Source organism: Hymenobacter aerilatus, assembly GCF_022921095.1.
Taxonomy (GTDB): domain Bacteria; phylum Bacteroidota; class Bacteroidia; order Cytophagales; family Hymenobacteraceae; genus Hymenobacter; species Hymenobacter aerilatus.
The window spans coordinates 4740839-4759017 of the sequence record NZ_CP095053.1 but is presented as its reverse complement, the minus strand read 5'-3'; the positions used below and the strand labels follow the sequence as shown (position 1 = coordinate 4759017).

General features: G+C 59.2%; 11 protein-coding genes. 7 read left to right on the top strand and 4 right to left on the bottom strand.

Features of this window, described 5'->3' with window-relative positions; genetic code table 11:
• Window positions 1-105: 105 nt before the first annotated feature.
• Window positions 106-852, bottom strand: coding sequence for an energy transducer TonB (locus MUN82_RS19905; RefSeq protein WP_245093256.1), 747 nt, complete (start codon window positions 850-852; stop codon window positions 106-108).
• A gap of 323 nt (window positions 853-1175) precedes the next feature.
• Between MUN82_RS19905 and MUN82_RS19900 the strand changes: the two genes are divergently transcribed.
• Window positions 1176-2204: an isoaspartyl peptidase/L-asparaginase family protein gene (locus MUN82_RS19900; RefSeq protein ID WP_245093254.1), complete on the top strand. Its 1029-nt coding sequence runs from the start codon at window positions 1176-1178 to the stop codon at window positions 2202-2204.
• Window positions 2201-2917, top strand: coding sequence for a copper homeostasis protein CutC (locus MUN82_RS19895; protein WP_245093252.1), 717 nt, complete (start codon window positions 2201-2203; stop codon window positions 2915-2917). Before MUN82_RS19900 ends, MUN82_RS19895 begins: the two co-directional genes overlap by 4 nt.
• Window positions 2918-3115: 198 nt before the next feature.
• Here MUN82_RS19895 and MUN82_RS19890 read toward each other — a convergent pair whose 3' ends face one another.
• Window positions 3116-4147: an SMP-30/gluconolactonase/LRE family protein gene (locus MUN82_RS19890; RefSeq protein ID WP_245093250.1), complete on the bottom strand. Its 1032-nt coding sequence runs from the start codon at window positions 4145-4147 to the stop codon at window positions 3116-3118.
• A gap of 307 nt (window positions 4148-4454) precedes the next feature.
• Here MUN82_RS19890 and MUN82_RS19885 point away from each other — a divergent pair, with 307 nt between their 5' ends.
• Window positions 4455-5537, top strand: a complete 1083-nt coding sequence (locus MUN82_RS19885) for an SMP-30/gluconolactonase/LRE family protein (RefSeq protein ID WP_245093248.1) — start codon at window positions 4455-4457, stop codon at window positions 5535-5537.
• Between the two features lie 110 nt (window positions 5538-5647).
• Here the strand turns inward: MUN82_RS19885 and MUN82_RS19880 are convergent, their stop codons facing one another.
• Window positions 5648-6952, bottom strand: coding sequence for a UDP-N-acetylmuramoyl-tripeptide--D-alanyl-D-alanine ligase (locus MUN82_RS19880; protein WP_245093246.1), 1305 nt, complete (start codon window positions 6950-6952; stop codon window positions 5648-5650).
• A gap of 60 nt (window positions 6953-7012) precedes the next feature.
• Here MUN82_RS19880 and MUN82_RS19875 point away from each other — a divergent pair, with 60 nt between their 5' ends.
• The 4 genes from MUN82_RS19875 to MUN82_RS19860 all read left to right on the top strand — a co-directional run bounded on the left by MUN82_RS19875 (window position 7013) and on the right by MUN82_RS19860 (window position 17319).
• Window positions 7013-9310, top strand: a complete 2298-nt coding sequence (locus MUN82_RS19875) for a T9SS type A sorting domain-containing protein (RefSeq protein ID WP_245093244.1) — start codon at window positions 7013-7015, stop codon at window positions 9308-9310.
• A gap of 244 nt (window positions 9311-9554) precedes the next feature.
• Entirely contained in the window at window positions 9555-14963 is a 5409-nt protein-coding gene (locus tag MUN82_RS19870; protein WP_245093242.1) for a DUF8696 domain-containing protein, read from the top strand.
• 157 nt (window positions 14964-15120) lie between these two features.
• Complete coding sequence (locus MUN82_RS19865) at window positions 15121-16095, top strand: PorP/SprF family type IX secretion system membrane protein (protein WP_245093240.1); 975 nt, start codon at window positions 15121-15123, stop codon at window positions 16093-16095.
• Window positions 16096-16734: 639 nt separating this feature from the next.
• Window positions 16735-17319: a hypothetical protein gene (locus tag MUN82_RS19860; RefSeq protein WP_245093238.1), complete on the top strand. Its 585-nt coding sequence runs from the start codon at window positions 16735-16737 to the stop codon at window positions 17317-17319.
• A 77-nt stretch (window positions 17320-17396) separates the two neighbouring features.
• On the opposite strand, the gene MUN82_RS19855 is transcribed toward MUN82_RS19860, so the two are convergent.
• Complete coding sequence (locus MUN82_RS19855; RefSeq protein WP_311136409.1) at window positions 17397-18176, bottom strand: amidohydrolase; 780 nt, start codon at window positions 18174-18176, stop codon at window positions 17397-17399.
• Window positions 18177-18179: the final 3 nt, after the last annotated feature.

The window sequence follows — 18179 nt, the reverse complement described above, 5'->3', positions numbered from 1 at the left end:
GCACAACCTCACCCAATTTAGGCACGAGCTACAAGCTCGCACCAGTTGGGAAGTTGCAATACCTTAAATGCTATCTATCCACATATCCTACCCATGTAACACTCCCTACCTAACCGCAAACACAACCGGCATCTCGCATTCCGATGCCACGGGCTGCCCATTAGCGGAGGCCGGAATCCATTCGGCATGCAGGCTCTTTACCGCGCGCAGGGCTTCCTCGTCGCAGCCGGAGCCGATGCCGCGCACGACGCGGTGATTCGAGGTGTTGCCGTTGCTGTCGATGGTGAAGGCAACGCGCACCTCGCCGCCTACCCTATTGCGCAACGCCATCACTGGGTAGCGCACGCTCATGCCCACCGACCGCGCCAAAGCATCGTTGCCGACCAGCGCAATGGGGGGTTCGGTAATCACCACATCTTTGGACAAGGGGCGAATGACCAGCTTGTTTGGCCACTTGCTAGGCGAGCGAAATAGTAACTGATTGGTGGTATGGTCGTAGCGGGTGGCCAGGGTGCCATCGGGCGCGTAGTATTCCCACTCGCCTACCTTTTGGTCGCGGCGGTAGCTGCCTTTGGCTTTCGGCTGGCTGCTTAGGTCAAAGTACTCCGTCCACAGGCTGTCTTTCTGTCCGGCCATGTAGAAGCCTTCTGCGAGCAGCACAGTGCCTTTGCGGCCGCCATACTGACGGTAGGCGCCATGCTTGGTCTGCGTATCACTCGTCAACACACTGAATTCTTCCCGACTCGCGGGGTTCTTTTGGCTGACGGTCATCGGTTGCGTGGCCTGCGCCCAGCCGCTTAGCGGAGCACCGAGAAGTAAAAGGGGTAGTAAGATGGTAGATGCTGTACGCATAGGGGTAGAGATAAAACGGTAAGACATAATGAAGTAGAATGACGCTGCGAAAAGTACGACTTCACTGGCATAGTTACCTCCTTCTAGCGCGAGCTTGCAGTTCGTGCCGGCTTCGCGGATGAGGTTGTACCTCATCTGCCGCAGCGCGGCAAGCTGGAAATGGGCAACGCGTATTCGTTCCTGCGGGTGAGGCACAGCTTCACAATAGCATAGGCACGAGCTGCAAACTCGCGCCAGTCATTGGTTGGGTAGGGTCTGCATCCAAATCGCGCAGAAATGCCTAAATCTTGCGTTCTTTAACCCCGAACGCATTTTGCTTGTGCATGTCCAATCGTAGAAAATTCATCAAATCGTCGGCGGCCGGCCTGGCTTTGCTGGCAACCAAACCCGTGGCCGCGGCGGCCCTACCCCCTGCTGGCAAGGTAAAGAACAAACCCCTGGCCATTGCCACCTGGAACGACGGCGTGCCCGCCAACCAGGCTGCCTGGCAGGTGCTCAGCAAAGGCGGCCGCGCCCTAGATGCCGTAGAGGCCGGCGTGCGCGTGACCGAGGACTCGCAGAATTGCTGCGTAGGCCTGGGCGGCAACCCCGACCGCGACGGCATCGTGACGCTCGACGCCTGCATCATGGACGACAAGTACAACTGCGGTAGCGTGGCGGCCTTGGAGCGCATCAAGCACCCCATCAGCGTGGCGCGGGCCGTAATGGAGAAAACGCCCCACGTGATGCTGGTAGGCGAGGGCGCCCAGCAGTTTGCCGTGGCCCAAGGCTTCCCGCTGGAGCCCCTAGAACTCAGCGCCGATGCAGCCGCAGCGTATAAAGAGTGGCTGAAAAAGAGCGAGTATAAGCCCGTTGTCAACATCGAGAACAGCGGCAACCAGAAGAAGGTAGGACCCGTGGGCGGCCCCCAAAACCACGACACCATTGCCATGTTGGCTATGGATGCCCAGGGCAACCTGAGCGGCAGCTGCACCACCAGCGGCATGGGCTTCAAGATGCGCGGCCGCGTGGGCGACTCGCCCATTATTGGGGCAGGGCTATACGTGGATAACGAGGTAGGCGCCGCCGCCGCCACCGGCCAGGGCGAAGACGTGATTCGGATGGTGGGCTCACACACGGTAGTGGAGCTGATGCGCCAGGGCCTCTCGCCGAAAGCGGCCTGTAAGGCCGCCGTGGAGCGTATCCTCCGCATCAAAGGCGATAAGGCCGCCCGCGACATTCAGGTGGGCTTTATTGCCGTGAGCAGTAAGGGCGAGGTAGGGGCGTTTGCCCTGCAAAAAGGTTTCAGCTACGCTGTGTGCGATGCCAAAGACCAGAAGCAGCTCATCAATTGCGAGTACCTGCTGAAGTGAGCTATACCCTGGAAATTTGCGCTAACTCGGTGCAGTCGGCCCAAGCGGCGCAGGCAGGCGGGGCCAGCCGCATCGAGCTGTGTCAGAACCTGGAGCAGGGCGGCATCACGCCTTCCTACGGCCTCGTTCGGCGCGTACGGGCGCTGCTCAGCATTCAGGTATTCGTCTTGATTCGGCCCCGCCCGGGCAACTTCGTGTACGACGACGAGGAATTCGCCCTCATGCAAACCGACGTGCTGGCCTGCCGCGAGCTGGGCTGCGACGGGGTAGTGTTGGGCATGCTAGACGAGGACGGTCGTGTAGACGTAGCCCGCTGTCGCACGCTGATAGAGCTGGCACGCCCCATGCAGGTCACCTTCCATCGTGCCTTCGACGTGTGCCAAGACCAGGCGCAGGCCTTGGAGGAGATTATCGAGCTAGGCTGTGCGCGTATCCTGACCTCGGGAGGCGCCACTTCTGCCGAGGCCGGCCAGCAGCAATTGGCGGCGTTGGTGGCACAAGCAGCCGGCCGCATCAGCATACAGCCAGGCGCCGGCATCCACGCCGATAATCTCCTGCCTCTAGCGGCAGCTACGGGCGCCACGGAGTTTCACACCAGCGCCAAAAAACTGATTCCCCTACCCCCACAGCCGAACGAGTTTGACACGACGCACTGGCAGACAGATGCCGGACTGGTGCGGGAGTTGGTGGGGTTATTAGAGGCTAAAAATTAGGAGCTAGAGCTAGAAGCTAGTTCCCCTCTTTTTTGAAGGAGGGGTGCCCGCAGGGCGGGGTGGTAAAATTCGTTGAACGATATAGGTAGAATTAATCTCTTTACTTCTTAGCTTCTAGTTCTAGTTGCCGTTCTAACGGTTTTACCACCCCGCCCTGCGGGCACCCCTCCTTCAAAAAGGAGGGGAACTAGACTAGTTTTAGTTTTTCTTCCGTGTCACCACACCCTGCGCTTTGGTTTTGATGCGGCATAGGAACGTGTTGGCGGTGATGTAGAGCGTGCGGCCGTCGTCGCCCCAGGCGCAGTTGGCGGCCACCTCGCCGGGGTCGAGGGTGCCGAGCAGCTTGCCTGCCGGCGAGAGGATGGAGACGCCGCCGGGGCCGGTGGCATATACGTTGCCGGCTTGGTCTACCTTCAGGCCATCGGGTAGTTCCTTGGGGCGCACTTTGGGTAGGGTAGCCATGTCGAAAAACACGCGGCCGTTGCTGAGCTTGCCGTTACTGCGCACGTCGTACTGCATGATCACGGGGCGAAGCGAGTCGGCGTTAGAGACGTAGAGCGTGCGGCCATCGGCGGTGAAAGCCAAGCCGTTGGGTTTCGACAGGTCCGTGACTTCCTGCGTTATCCTACCCTTGGCATCGCGCCGATAGACGCCACTCACGGAAATCTCGCGGAGGGGGTCTTTTTCTTGTTGGGGTAGGCCGAAGGGCGGGTCGGTGAAGTAGATGGCGCCGTTGGTGGGGTGGGCCAGCACGTCGTTGGGGCTATTGTAGCGCTTGCCGTCGTAGCGGTCGGTGAGGGTGAGCAGGCCGCTTTTCTGGGAGAGGGGTAGCATGGCGATGCGCCGGTCGCCGTGCTGGCAGAGCAGCAGGTTGCCTTTTCCGTCCAATGCCAGGCCATTGCTACCCGGCTCCTCGCCATAGGGCATGCGGCCAGTGTAGCCGCTGTTTTCCAAGAATTTCGATAATCCTTTCTGCTCCGACCAGCGGTAAATCGTACGCGACTTAGTATCCGAAAATAGGAGCATACTGCTGTCGGCCACCCACAGCGGGCCCTCGATGTGCACGAAGCCGGAGCCTACGATTTCAATTTTCGCGTCGGAGCCGAGGAGTTGGTCGAGGCTAGGGTCTTGCCGCACGATACGGCCTTTGGTAAGGTTAGGCGAAGATTGAGCGGTGGCTGATACGGGTAGCAGCGGTAGGCAGGACAGTAGTAGAAAGAGGAAGCGCATTTAGATACAGCGTTAGCAGAACAGTGGAAGGAGGGGCGCTTCTTCCCTACCCTGCTGCTACGCTGAAGGTTGCGCAACGCGGCTTGCATCAACCCAGATAGAAAGGCCGCCGTAGGGAAAACCAGCTACTGTCATCTTTTTCATTCTGTCATCCTGAGCAGCGCGAAGGACCTTCTCACGTCAGAACGACAGGCGTACTAACGACTCGTTCCGACCTGAGAAGGTCCTTCGCGCTGCTCAGGATGACAGAATGAAAAAGATGACAGCGTTACAAACTGCTTCTCCTGATCTCCTGACCTTCCGATACATGAAATCAACGATCCTTTTCCTGCTGCTCCTTGCTATGTCCATCCTACCTACCGCGGCCCAAACGACTGGCACGCCGCTGCTGCAAGTGGCCGAGTTTGGCAAGCACCAGCCCATTGGGGTAGCAGTGTCGCAGCAGGGACGCATTTTCGTGACGTTTCCAAAGAAGGACAAGAACTACGACTACGCTGTGGCGGAAATTGTGAACGGGCAGCGCCGCCCCTACCCCAACGCCGAGTGGAACCAATGGGACTCTCTGCAAGCGCGCACGCGCTTTGTGAGCGTGCAGACGGTTTTTGTAGATCAGGAAGATAATTTGTGGGTATTGGACCCATCGAATCCTGGTGATGAGGCGCCGTTGATTGCGGGCATTAAGCTTCTAAAAATCAACCTAAAGACCAACCAGGTGGAGCGTGTCTACCGCTTCGAGGACATTCCGCGCGAGCGGAGCGGCCTCAACGACGTGCGCATCGACACGCGCCGGCAGGTTGCCTACCTCTCCGACCCTAAGCTGGCGGCCATCGTGGTGCTCGACCTGAAAACTGGCAAGAGTCGCCTAGTGCTGCAAGGCCACAAATCGACGATGGCCGAGCCGGGCTACGTGCTGCGCATCGACGGCAAAGAAGTGAAAGACAAAACTGGCAAGCCATTCAGCAGCAACGTCAACGGCATTGCCCTGACCCACGATTTCGAGTATTTCTACTACCGCGCCATCAACCAGACCAAGCTTTATCGCATCAAAACCGAGTACCTGCGCGATGCCAGCCTGAACACGCAGCAGGTAGCCCAACATGTGGAAACGGTAGGCGAAACCGGCATTTCGCACGGCATGATTGCCGACGCGGCTGGCAACGTCTACCTCACCGACTCGCCCAACCACGCCGTGCGCCGCGTGACACCCGCCGGCCACCTCGAAACCGTGACCCAGGACCCGCGCCTACATTGGCCCGACACCTTCGCCATCGGCCCCGACGGCTACCTCTACCTCACGGCTGCCCAAATCAACCTAACGCCCAAGTGGAACAACGGCGAGGATAAGGTGCAGTACCCGTTTCGGCTGTATAAGATGAAGATCGGGAAGTAGGGGACCCCACCCCCGGCCCCTCCCCTCCGGGAGAGGGGCGCGTTCAACGACACATTAGTTTTGCGACTGGCACCCCTCTCGGAGGGGAGGGGCTGGGGGTGGGGTCCTAGCTACACCAGCTCCAACAGCGTTTCCAGCCCCATACCGCGCGAGCCTTTAATCAGAATCAGCTGATTCTGAAGCGGCTGTTGTTTCAGCCAGTCGGCGGCTTCGGATTTGGTGACGAAGTGTTTTGCAGCAATATTCGTTAGTGCTGCATTCTTCATTTCCTGACCAATCACTATTACTGTGTCGATAGGTAGATCGGCAAGTATATGACCTATTTCAGCGTGCTCGGCGGCGCTTTCCTCGCCTAGCTCAAACATGTCGCCCAGGATAACCACCTTACCGCTAGCCTGGGTAGGGCGGGCGGCGAAGCTGCGCAGGGCGGCGGCCATGCTGCTGGGGTTGGCATTGTAGGCGTCGAGCACTATTTCATTGCGACCCGTTTGCACCAGCTGGGAGCGGTTGTTGGTGGGCGCGTAGGCAGCTAGAGCAGCGGCAATATCCGGGGTAGGCACCTCGAAATATGCACCGACGGCAGCGGCGGCGGCCAAGTTGGGGAAGTTGTAGTCGCCGGTAATCTGGGCTGTTACCTCGGTGCCGTCGAACAAGCGGAGACGCACGGCGGAATCGGGACCGGGAAGCAGTGTAGCGGGGTACAAGTCGTTGGCACCAGGGTAGGACACCTGCCGGTCTACCCCAATGGCCCGCTCGACAATTTTGGCGTCCGTGGTGTTTATGAAAGCCGTGCCATTGTGCGCGGCCAGGTAGAGCAGCAGCTCGCCTTTGCCCTTGGCTACCCCCTCGGCGCCGCCAAACCCTTCGAGGTGGGCGCGGCCGATGTTGGTGAGCAGGCCATGGGTAGGGGCGGCCAGCTCGCAGAGCTGCGCAATTTCGCCCTGATGGTTGGCCCCCATTTCTACAATGGCCAGCTCGTGCTCCCCGGGCCGGATGCTGAGCAGCGTGAGCGGCACGCCGATGTGGTTGTTGAGGTTGCCGCGCGTGTATTGTACCCGGTAGCGTCGGCTCAGTACCGCGTTAATCAGCTCTTTCGTAGTGGTTTTGCCGTTGGAACCCGTGATGGCCAGCACCGGAATCTGTAGTTGCTGGCGGTGGTACTGCGCTACCTCCTGCAAAGCCAACAGCGGGTCGGGTGCGTAGGTATAGTGCTCGGGGTCCTGGGCAGCCAGAGCAGCATCGTCGACGACGGCGTGGCGGGCACCCTGGGCTAGAGCCTGCGGGGCGAAGTCGCGGCCCCGGAAGCTGGGACCGTTCAATGCAAAAAATAAGGTATTGTCTTGCGCCTGGCGCGAGTCGGTGCTGACGGCGGTGCACTGAAGGAACCGGGCGTAGAGGGCCGCTGTATCTACCATGAACCTAGTGAAGTACTTTCGTGACGTGATTGTGCGTTGCAACTACTAAAACAGCTGCCAATGAACCGTTTTTTACTTTTCTTATTCGTAATAGCGGGTCCATTGGTGGCCACGGCCCAAAACAATGTGCCGTTTGGCCTGGTCAGTCGGCCCGACCTCGTAAAAATAGTGCACGGCACCGAAACCCTACCCAACGCCTGGGTAGGCGGCCTGAACTCGCCCCAGTTTTCGGCCATCGACCTGAACGGCGACCAGCAGCCTGACCTTTACCTGTTCGACCGCGTCACGAACCGCTCGCTCACGTTTCTGAACGTGGCGGCCCCGGGTGGGGGACGCCGCTACCAATACGCCCCCGAATATGAGGCGCTGTTTCCCAGCACCCTCGTGAACTGGGTGCTGCTGCGCGACTACGACTGCGACGGCCGCCCAGACCTGTTCACCTCCCGGAGTGGTAACATTGCCGTGTATCGCAACGTGGCAGGCAGCGGTGGCCGCCCCGACTTTCAGCTGGTAAGTGAGCAGCTGAGCTTTTTCAACACCCCTACGCTTCAGGGCAACATCCTGCCCGGCGGCTACAACATGCCCGCCTTGCAGGACGTGGACGGCGACGGCCGCTTGGACATCGTCACCTTTGACTTCGTGAACAGCGCGGTGGTGCAGTACTACCGCAACAGCAGCCCCGAGCCCTGCGGGGGGCTGCAATTCCGACTGGAAGCACCGCAATGGGGCGGCTTTGCCTCGTGTGCGGTTTCCTGCACCTCGTTCACCTTCAACAACACCTACTGCCGCCCGGCAGGTACGGCCCACACGGGCGGCCACAACATTACCCTGCTCGACCTCGACGGCGACGGCGACCAGGATGCTCTGGTGGGGCGCGATTACTGCGCTGAGCTGGTGAGCCTGCGCAACGACGGCACCAAATCGGAAGCCCTGATGAGCAGTGCCAGCCTCAGCTCCAGCTTCCCCAGCGGCACCACACCCGTGCGCGTCGCCAACTTCCCTACCGCCTACCACCTCGATGTGAACTTCGATGGCCGCCCCGACTTGGTGGTGACGCCCAGCGTGTTCGATAATCAGGACACCATCAACACCACGCAATCGGTGGCGTTTTATGAGAACACCAGCACCGGCGCGGTGCCTAACTTTGCCTACCGCCAAAACGACTTTTTGCAGCGCGGCATGATTGACACCGGCGAAGGTGCCGCCCCTACCTTTGCCGATATCGACGGCGACGGGCTGCTGGATATGCTGGTGGGCAGCACCAACCGCAACGGCGCCAAGGGCTTTTTCCGGGCTTCGCTGACGTATTACCGCAACGTGGGCACGGCCACGCAGCCCACGTTTCAGCTGATGACCAAGGACTACCTGAACTTGTCTATGCAGCGGTACGCTGGCATCCGGCCTCTGCTCACGGACCTTAACCAAGACGGCCGCCCCGACTTGGCGCTGATGGTGATTCCGATGAACCCCAACGGCACGCCCGCGCCTACCAGTCAGCTGCGGGTATTGCTGAACACCGCACCGGCCGGGCAGCCAGCCGCGTTCAACAACGCCACGGCCCAGGTTATTCAGAACCTACCCAACTACATTGATGATGCGCCGTGCTTTACGGATGTAGACGGCGACGGCCGCCTGGATCTGCTGATCGGCACCAACATCAACGACCAGGCCGCCACCAGCTTACGCTATTACCGCAACACTGGTGCAGCCAACCTGAGCCAAGCATTTGCGCTGGTGAATGCCGATTTTGGGCAGCTGCGTAGTCCGCGAGAAGCCCCGCTCACCAACCGTCCCTACAACGTGCACCCCGCCGTGGCCGACTTCGACAACGACGGCCAGCCCGATTTGCTGGTAACCGACAGCGACGGCCGCATCCGGCTGTTTTCCAACTACCGGGCGCAGCAAGGCGCCTTCACGCCGCTTTCCGAAACGTTCTACAACGAGTTACTGGGCCGCTATCAGCAAGCGTGGCTAGGGCAGGGTACCCGCAGCCGCCTGGCGCCCGCCGTGGCGGACCTCAACGGCGACCAGCGCCCCGAGCTGTTCATCGGCCTCGAAAGTGGCGGCATAGTGGCCTACGCCATGCGCGGCACGGTAGTCACGGACGCCCCCACGGCCCCTACCCTGCTCACGGCCGTGCAGCTCTACCCCAATCCGGCTCGTGGCACGGCTACCCTAGAATCCCCCGACCCTGTGCGCGTGTCAATGTTCGACGTGACGGGCCGCCTGCTCTACCGCTCTGCCAGCGCTGCTCGCACCCACCAGCTCGACCTGCACGACCGCGCCGCGGGCGTGTACGTGGTGCAGGCCGAAACCCTGGCTAGCCAGCGCACCACCCGGCGGCTGGTGGTACAGTAGGCCTAGCGTGATTGGCACCTTGTCAGGGTTGACCGATGCCGGCAATTAATTGCACTCAACGCCTTACTATTCGCCCCTTCCGTTGCGCAAACCTGGGAGGTAGTGCGTAGCTTTACTGAGACTGGTTGGCAGTGTTTTGCAGCAGTGCAGCAACTCCCTATCTGGTTTTGCTCCTTACCGGTGGCGCGAAGTACTTTTTCTTTCCGAGTACACGTTATCCGTCCGCCCCCTTACCCGACCCTTTATGCCCAAAAATTTACTGTCTATTTCCACCCTCCTCCCTGCTCCTACGCCTGCCCCGCTACCCAGCCCCAAACCCGGTGGAGTAGGTAGGCAACGTATGGCGGTTGGCTGGTTTCTGACGCTATTGCTTTTGCTGCTGAGCGGCATAACTGCTACGACGCTGGCGCAAACGCCCCCGCCCGAGTGTAGCGCCGATGAAAAGTTTGCTAACACCTGGTACTTCGGCTTCAAGGCTGGACTTGACTTCAACCAAGCCACCGACTCTATTCCGCCCACGTTATTAAACAACAGCGCGATGGACGCGCCCGCCGGCTCCGGAGTGATGTCGGACGGCAACGGTAAAATCCTGTTTTACAGCAACGGCGAAACCGTGTGGAACGGCGACGGTAGCGTGATGACCAACGGCACGGGGCTGGCCGGCAACGTCAACAACACCGACGGTGCCCTACCTATTCGGAAGCCCGGCCTGGTACTACCTGGTCAACCCACGCGCTACCTGCTCTTCACGCTGAACAGCACGGCTGGCCTGAGCTACTCGGAAATTGAGATACCGGCCGGTGGCGGACCGGGCACGGTACTAGCAGCCAACAAAAATACGCCCCTTGCCAGTGGCACCGCGGAAAAGCTATCGGGTGTGTTCCACAAAAACGGCTGCGACATTTGGGTTATCGTGCATGGCTGGGGCGATGCAAAATCCGGCAACGACAACCGCGGCGACGCCTTTCTGGCCTACCGCGTGCGGGTGGCAGGTGTAGACGCCACACCCATTATCTCTACTGTGGGCAGCCTGCACGCACCGAGTGAGTCGCCGGTGGGCTACAAGGGCCAGATGAAGATAACGCCCGACGGCGGGCAGCTGGCCCTGGCCCGCTACAGCGAAGTGGTAGGCGACAGCAGCAGTACCGTAGAGTTGTTCAACTTTGATACGGGTACAGGCCAGGTAAGCGCCAACCCGCAGACGCCCTTCATTATTGACAGTGGTGAAGGTAAATACTACGGGATAGAGTTTGTACCCGGCAGCAAGCTGTACGCCACGGTGATGAACCCGCCCAAGCTGCTGCAATTCAACATCAGCGGCCAGGGGCCACTCAACCGCCAGGAAATTCCGCTGACCACCTCCGCCGACCTGGGCTCTATGCAAGCCGCGCCGGACGGGAAGATTTACGTGGCCCGTAACAACCAAGCAACCCTGGGCTTCATTCCCTACCCCGACTCGGTGGGCGCGGCCATTGGCTTCGCCGAGGACAGCCTGCAACTGGGAACAGGACGCACCAGCGGCCTGGGTCTGCCCAACTTCAACCAAAGCTCCTTGCTGCGGGTAGGCTTTGGGGGTGAGCTGACGGAATGTCGCACGATACGATTCAGCGCGCCTCCTATCGATTTCGATAACAAACAATACGCCTGGGATTTCGGCGACGGAACTACCTCAACGGAGGAAAATCCTACCCACACCTTCCCGGATTTTGCTGAGTACACCGTCACGCTGCGCATCACCACAGACTGCTTTTGCCGGGAGTCGCGCAGCCTGATTCGAATACCAAACCTGCCCGTGCCGGGGACCATTGCCGGCCCCCAAACCGTGTGCGCGGGCAGCGCCCCGGCCGCCCTCACCGCCACCGATGCCACCAGCGACGCTGGCCTGCCCGTGACGTATCAGTGGGAAATATCGACGGATAATTCCAACTTCACTCCCATTGGCGGGGCCACTGCTGCCAGCTACACGCCTGCTGGTTTGCAACCCGGCACTACCACCTACTTCCGGCGGCGGGCACAACTGTTGCTACCCAGCGGCACAGGCCCGTATTGCGCGCCTACCTTCACGGCTCCGGTGGCTGTCACGGTAGTACCTACCCTGGCAGCTGGCACCGTTGCCGCCGACCAGACCGTGTGCACGGGTAGTACGCCTGCTCCACTGACGAGCACAGCAGCAGCAACAGGCGGCACCGGACAGATTGCCTATCAGTGGGAATCTTCCATTGACAACGGCACCACCTGGACCGCGGTGGCCGGCGCTACCGGCGAAACGCTCACGCCCGGCGCAGCTACGGTTACTACCCAGTACCGTCGTCAGGCTATTTCCGGTCCTTGCAATGTGGTGTCTAACCCTGTTACCATCACCGTAACGCCGCCCCTAGTACCGGGTAGCATTGCTGCCGATCAGAGCATTTGCTCGGGTGCTACTCCTGCCCCACTTACGAGTGCCGCGCCGGCTACAGGTGGCGCGGGCGCTGTGGCCTACCAATGGGAATCCTCTACCGATAACACCACCTGGACGGCTCTACCCGGTGCCACTGGCGAAACCTTCGCGTCGGGTGCTCTCACGGCCACCACCTATTTCCGTCGGCAGGCTAGTGCGGGTACGGCTTGCGCTCCAGCCGTATCCAACGTGTTGACTATCACGGTGGCACCGGCACTAGTAGCCGGTGCTATTGGCGCCGATCAGACGCTGTGCGCCGGTGCTACACCTGCACCACTTACTAACACTACTGACGCTAGCGGCGGCGCGGGTGCAGTATCCTATCAGTGGGAATCCTCCACCGACAACAACACGTGGGCTGCTATACCCAATGCTACCGGCGCCACGTATGCGCCCGGTGTTTTGGCGGCTACCACGTACTTCCGGCGCCAGGTTACTTCCGCTTCGTGCGCACCAGCAGTGTCCAACGTGGTAACGCTGACGGTACTACCCGAGCTGACAGCCGGTGGTATTGCGGCCAACCAGACCATTTGCGCGGGCGTGACGCCGGCGCCGCTCACCAGCACCAGTGCGGCTACGGGCGGCACGGGCCAGTTTGCGTATCTGTGGGAATACTCGACCGATAATACTACTTGGATTGGAGTTGTTGGGGCTACCGGCGAGACGTTTGCGCCGGGCGCCCTCACGACCACTACCTCTTTCCGACGGCAGGTAACGGCTGGTGCTTGCGGGCCGGTATCGTCGAACGTGGTGACCGTTACGGTAACGCCTACCCTGGTGGCCGGTACCATTGCCGCCGACCAAACCATATGTGCGGGTAGCACGCCCGCCCCACTCACCAGTACCGTCGCCACTGGTGGCACGGGCACCTATGCGTATCAATGGGAATCTTCGCTGGATAATGCCACTTGGACTGCCATTGGCGGGGCCACGGGCGCCACGTATGCGCCTGGTGCCTTAACGGCCACTACCTATTTCCGGCGGCAGGTAAGCTCTGGCGCGTGCGCCGCAACGGCCTCCAATGTGGTGACCATCACCGTCACGCCGGCTCTCACGGCCGGCACTATTGCCGCCGACCAGGCTATCTGCGCGGGTAGCACCGTGGCGCCGCTCACCAGCAGCGCTGCTCCCACGGGCGGTACCGGGCAGTTTGCCTACCAGTGGGAATCGTCCAGCAATAACACTACCTGGACGGCTATACCGGGTGCCACTGGTGCGGAGTATGCGCCCGGTGCCCTAACAGCCACTACCTATTTCCGGCGGCAGGTGAGTTCCGGAGCGTGCGCAGCAGTGACATCCAACACCGTCACGATTACCGTCACGCCGGCCCTCACGGCTGGTGGCATTGCGGCCAGCCAGACGCTGTGCGCAGGCAGCACGCCCGCACCGCTCACCAGTACTGGCGCAGCTACGGGCGGCAATGGTACGATTGATTATCAGTGGGAGTCCTCAGCAGACAATACCACCTGGGTAGCCATTGGCGGGGCCACTGGCCCCAACTACGTGCCGGGCCAGCTTACCGCTACTACCTACTTCCGCCGTCGGGCTACTTCAGGTCCGTGCGGACCGGTGGTATCCAATGTGGTAACCATCACCGTAACGCCAGCCCTCACGGCCGGTAGCATTGCCGCCGACCAAACGCTGTGCTCCGGTGCTACGCCTACCCCCCTTATCAGCGCTACCGCCGCTACCGGTGGCACGGGTACGTTTGCGTATCAGTGGGAATCTTCGGCTAATAACTCCACCTGGACGGCCATAGCTGGCGCTACCGGTAATACGTACGCCCCCGGCCCACTCACCGCTACCACGTATTTCCGCCGGCAGGTGACGTCGGGGGCATGCGGGCCAGTGGTATCTAATGTAGTGACGCTAACCGTGCTGCCTACCCTGACTGCCGGTAGCATTGCTGCCGACCAAACGATTTGTGCCAACGCTACCCCTACCCCGCTCACCAGCACGGGCGCGGCTGCGGGTGGCACGGGCACCTTCGCCTTCCAGTGGGAAGCCTCGGCCGACAACGTGAACTGGACAGCCATAGCCGGCGCTACGGGCGACACGTACGCGCCCGGTGCACTGACGGCTACCACCTACTTCCGTCGGCGGGTAACGTCGGGTACAGGCACTTGCTCCACTGTGGTTTCCAACGTGGTAACCATCCGGGTGCAACCCCTCGTGACGCCGACCGTCACCGTGGCTACGCCGCCCGTGCAGTGCCCCGGCACACCGCTCACCTTCACGGCGGTGGCTACCAACGCGGGTGCTGCGCCTACCTATCAGTGGTTTGTCAATAACACGGCCGTAGCCAATGGGCCTACCTTCACCAGCAGCACCCTCGCGACGGGCGACCAAGTGCGGGTGGAGGTGACACCCACGGCGGGACTGTGCAGCACCGCACCAGCCGTGGCTACCGTGACCGTGACGCGCACGCCTACCCCCACGCCTACCCTGGCCATTGCCGCGCAGCCCAGTGGGCCAGTTTGCGCCGGTGAACCCATCACGTTCAACATTGCCAGTGTCACGGAGGCCGGCCCTATCCCTACCTATCAGTGGCTGGTAGATGGCAACCCGGTTGCCACGGGGCCGGTGTTCACCAGCAGCGCACTGCGTGCGGGCCAGGTGTTAACATTGCGCCTGACCACTACCAACAGCTGCGGTCAGCCTGTTACGGTAACGTCTAACGGTGTACCTGTACAAATCCAGCCGCCGGTAGATGTGGACGCAGGCCCCGACAAGGAGATTCTGGCCGGCAGCTCTGTGACGCTGGAAGGCCGCGCCGATGGTACCTATCCCGTTACCTGGACGCCGGCAACCGGCCTGTTCATCTCACCTGCCGACCCGCTGCGCCCCACGGCTTCGCCTACCGTCACCACCACCTACCGACTCTCGGCTGGCTCGGGCGGCTGCGCCGATTTTGACGAGGTAACGGTGACGGTGCGCCCGCCCATCCGCATTCCCAACGCCTTTACGCCCAACGGCGACGGCCGCGACGACACCTGGCAGATTGAGTTCATCGAGCAGTTCCCCGACAACACCGTGACGGTGTACAACCGTTGGGGCACCAAGATTTTCTCCGCCGAAAACTACAGTCGGGCCAACGAGTGGCGCGGCGACATCAACGGCCAACCCGCTCCGGTGGGTACCTACTACTACGTCGTGGTGACGAAAGGTCCCCTGGGCCGGTCGTACAGCGGGTCGATTACGATTTTGTATTGAGTTAGATAGAACCAGAACATCATGCCGAGCGCAGCGGAGTCGAAGTATCTCGCTCGCCTCGTTGAGTTAGTTACGCAACGTCAGCACGCGAGATACTTCGACTCCGCTGCGCTCAGCATGACGGTCATGGCACATAACGGCATAACCACCCCCAGGTATGAAAAGAGCTTTACTTCTATTGTTGCTTCCCCTGCTGCTACTGGCCGCCGTGCCGGCGCTGGCCCAGCAGGAGGCGCAGTACAGTCAGTACATGAACAACAACTATCTTCTCAATCCCGGCGCCACCGGCGTAGAAGATTACATTGATATCAAGGCCAGCTACCGCACGCAGTGGGTAGGGCTTGACGGGGCCCCCAAAACGTTCTACCTCAGCGGCAGCTCCTCTTTGGGTAAGTGGCGCAGCACCAGCAAGCGCACCCTCAATGACCGGCGCCGGCCGTTTCACGCCGTCGGCGGCCTGGTGTACCGCGACGTAACCGGCCCTACCAGCCGCACCAGCGCCTACGCTTCCTACGCCTACAACCTGGTACTAACGCCCAAAATCCGGGCGGCGCTGGGTGCCTCCATCGGTATGCAGCAGTTTGCCGTGGATGGCAACCAGCTCCAGTTCTACGACCCTACCACCGTGGCGGCCAGTGCGGCCTCGCGGGTGCTCGATGGCTCGGTGGGCCTGTGGGTATACAGCTCCGATTTTTACGTAGGCGTGTCCAGCACGCAGCTACTGGGTAATAAGCTCAACTTCTCCTACGGCCCCGACCAGGTGAGTGCCGGCGCGCCCGGCAACGCGCTCAAGCGGCACTATTTCTTCACGGGCGGGGTGCGCGTGCCCCTCAGTCAGGATTGGTCACTGGTGCCCTCAGTGCTGGTGAAGACCGTGAATCCGGCTCCGCTCTCCGTTGACCTCAACGCCAAGCTCAAGTACGGCGACCTGCTGTGGGTAGGCGCCTCCTGGCGCTCCTTCGACTCGGTGATTGCGCTGGCTGGCCTCAGCTACGAGCAGTTCACCATCGGCTACTCCTACGACGCTGGCCTCTCCAAGCTCAACAACTACCACTATGGCAGCCACGAAATCCTGCTGGGCCTGCGCCTGAAGAAGAAAGCACAGGTGGTGTGTACCAACAGGTTCTGGTAGGGATTAAGGAACACTATAATTTTATGAATCAATAATTGATATGCAGTAGCCATAGGTTTTACTGCTTGAAGCGCTTATAGCTTTTCTCAGTCTATTGTTAGCAAAGGCTATATCCCTCAATAACCACACATAATAGGTAAGTTTCAGAGAGGTAGATCGCACAATCTAATTGCTTATGCACGGCTAGCGCATCTCTTGAAGAAGTTGCTATAGCGCGTCACTGATCCACGAGGCTTGTTGACGGCCTTTGTCTTGACCCGCGCATGTTTCAAAAAACGGGCGCATAAATGGAAGCGCTACGAATAGCTTTCTTGTCTATGAGACACACCGTAACGTTCTCCCCATCATTCATACTAAAGTTTCCTGGAGCTCTTTACGCTTGTCCATCGATCTGACTCGTCCAAAAGTGCGCTGCTGCATCTATTGATTAGATACCCAAATCTACTTCCAGTGCCCGTTCGCTAAATACTAGCGAATGAAGGATGAAAACTTTATTATCAAAATTTCTGCTTTGACTTGCAACTAAGTCAAAGCAGAAAGTCTCTTAAAGGCAAATAGCACTATGCTTGGTGATTTTTATAAGGCGTGATATGAAAGATATTATTTCACTTGATTAAGTAAAGTACTTACTTATATAATTTGTTTTCACAACAATCAACACAAATAAAAATGAAACTGAACAAGTTTATTCTTCCAATCCTTACAGCAATTATTATGTCATGCAGTAAGGATGAAACTACAAATTTATCAGTACTAACGACCTTAAAGGGAGAGAGTGGTATATCTTATAATGAAAGCTTATCTAAATGGTATGAACTCAAAAAAACGAATGGAAATTCGTATGTATACCAGACAACATTCGTTTCATGGACGGGATTTGGCAGTATCACTGAAATAAAAATAGAAAAGGGAATAGTAACTTCAAGGGCCTATCAAGAGTTTAAGATCAATGCAACTAATGGACAACGAGAGATAATTGATACATATACTGAAACAAAAGCTAATTTAGGCAGCCATAAAAAAGGGGCAGCTCCTTTAACCATTGATGACCTTTATAATTCTTGTGCAAGTGAGTACTTAATCGTTGACAAAGAGAAGAACACATTGTATTTTGACACTGATAAAATAAATGGATCAATGAATTTATGTGGATTTGTACCAAAAGGCTGTGCGGACGATTGTTTTAGAGGAATTCGCATTAATTCGTTTAAATGGAGTGATTAAAACTTGGCGGTGGTCTAAAGCGAGGTTAGTATCAACTCGCTTTAGACCACCGCCTATAATTCTTCTCTCTACTTTCCTTACCACTGCGGCTCAGGTTCATCGGGGTGTACCTCAAACGTATCGGCATCATAGAGGGCGGGGAACTGCTCCCGGAAAGCATCTAGGTCGGAGCGACGGAGGGTGCGGGTGAGGCTGGTTTCCTGGTTGCCGACCTCCACCAGGTATTCCCCACGCATATCCAGCAGAGCCGAGTCGCCGGCGTATTCCAGGTTGTTGCCATCTGTCCCTACCCGGTTGACGCCCAGCGTATACGCCACGTTTTCGATGGCGCGGGCCCGCAGCAGTGCCATCCAGGCGTCGCGGCGGGCGGCGGGCCAGTTGGCCACGTACAGCAGTAGGTCGTAGGGCGCCACCGACGCATTGCGGCTCCACACCGGAAAGCGCAAATCGTAGCACACCAGCGGGCAGATGCGCCAGCCGCGCCACTCCTCCAATAGTCGCGCCTGCCCGGCGGCATACACGTGGGTTTCACCGGCCATTCCAAAGCGGTGGCGCTTATCGTAGTAGCTCATGGAGCCATCGGGGCGCACCCAAAGCAGGCGATTATAATGCTGGCCGTTTTCGCGGATGATGAGGCTACCCGTGACAACGGCGTTGCGGGCTGCTGCCATGCGCTGCATCCACTGCACGGTAGGGCCATCCATATCTTCGGCCAGCGCGGCAGCTTCCATTGTAAAGCCGGTGGCAAACATTTCCGGCAGTACAATCAAATCTGTTGGGATAGAGATAGTATCGATGTAGTGTTCCAGTGAGGTACGGTTGGCGGCAGGTTGGTGCCAGTGTAAGCTGGTTTGCACAAA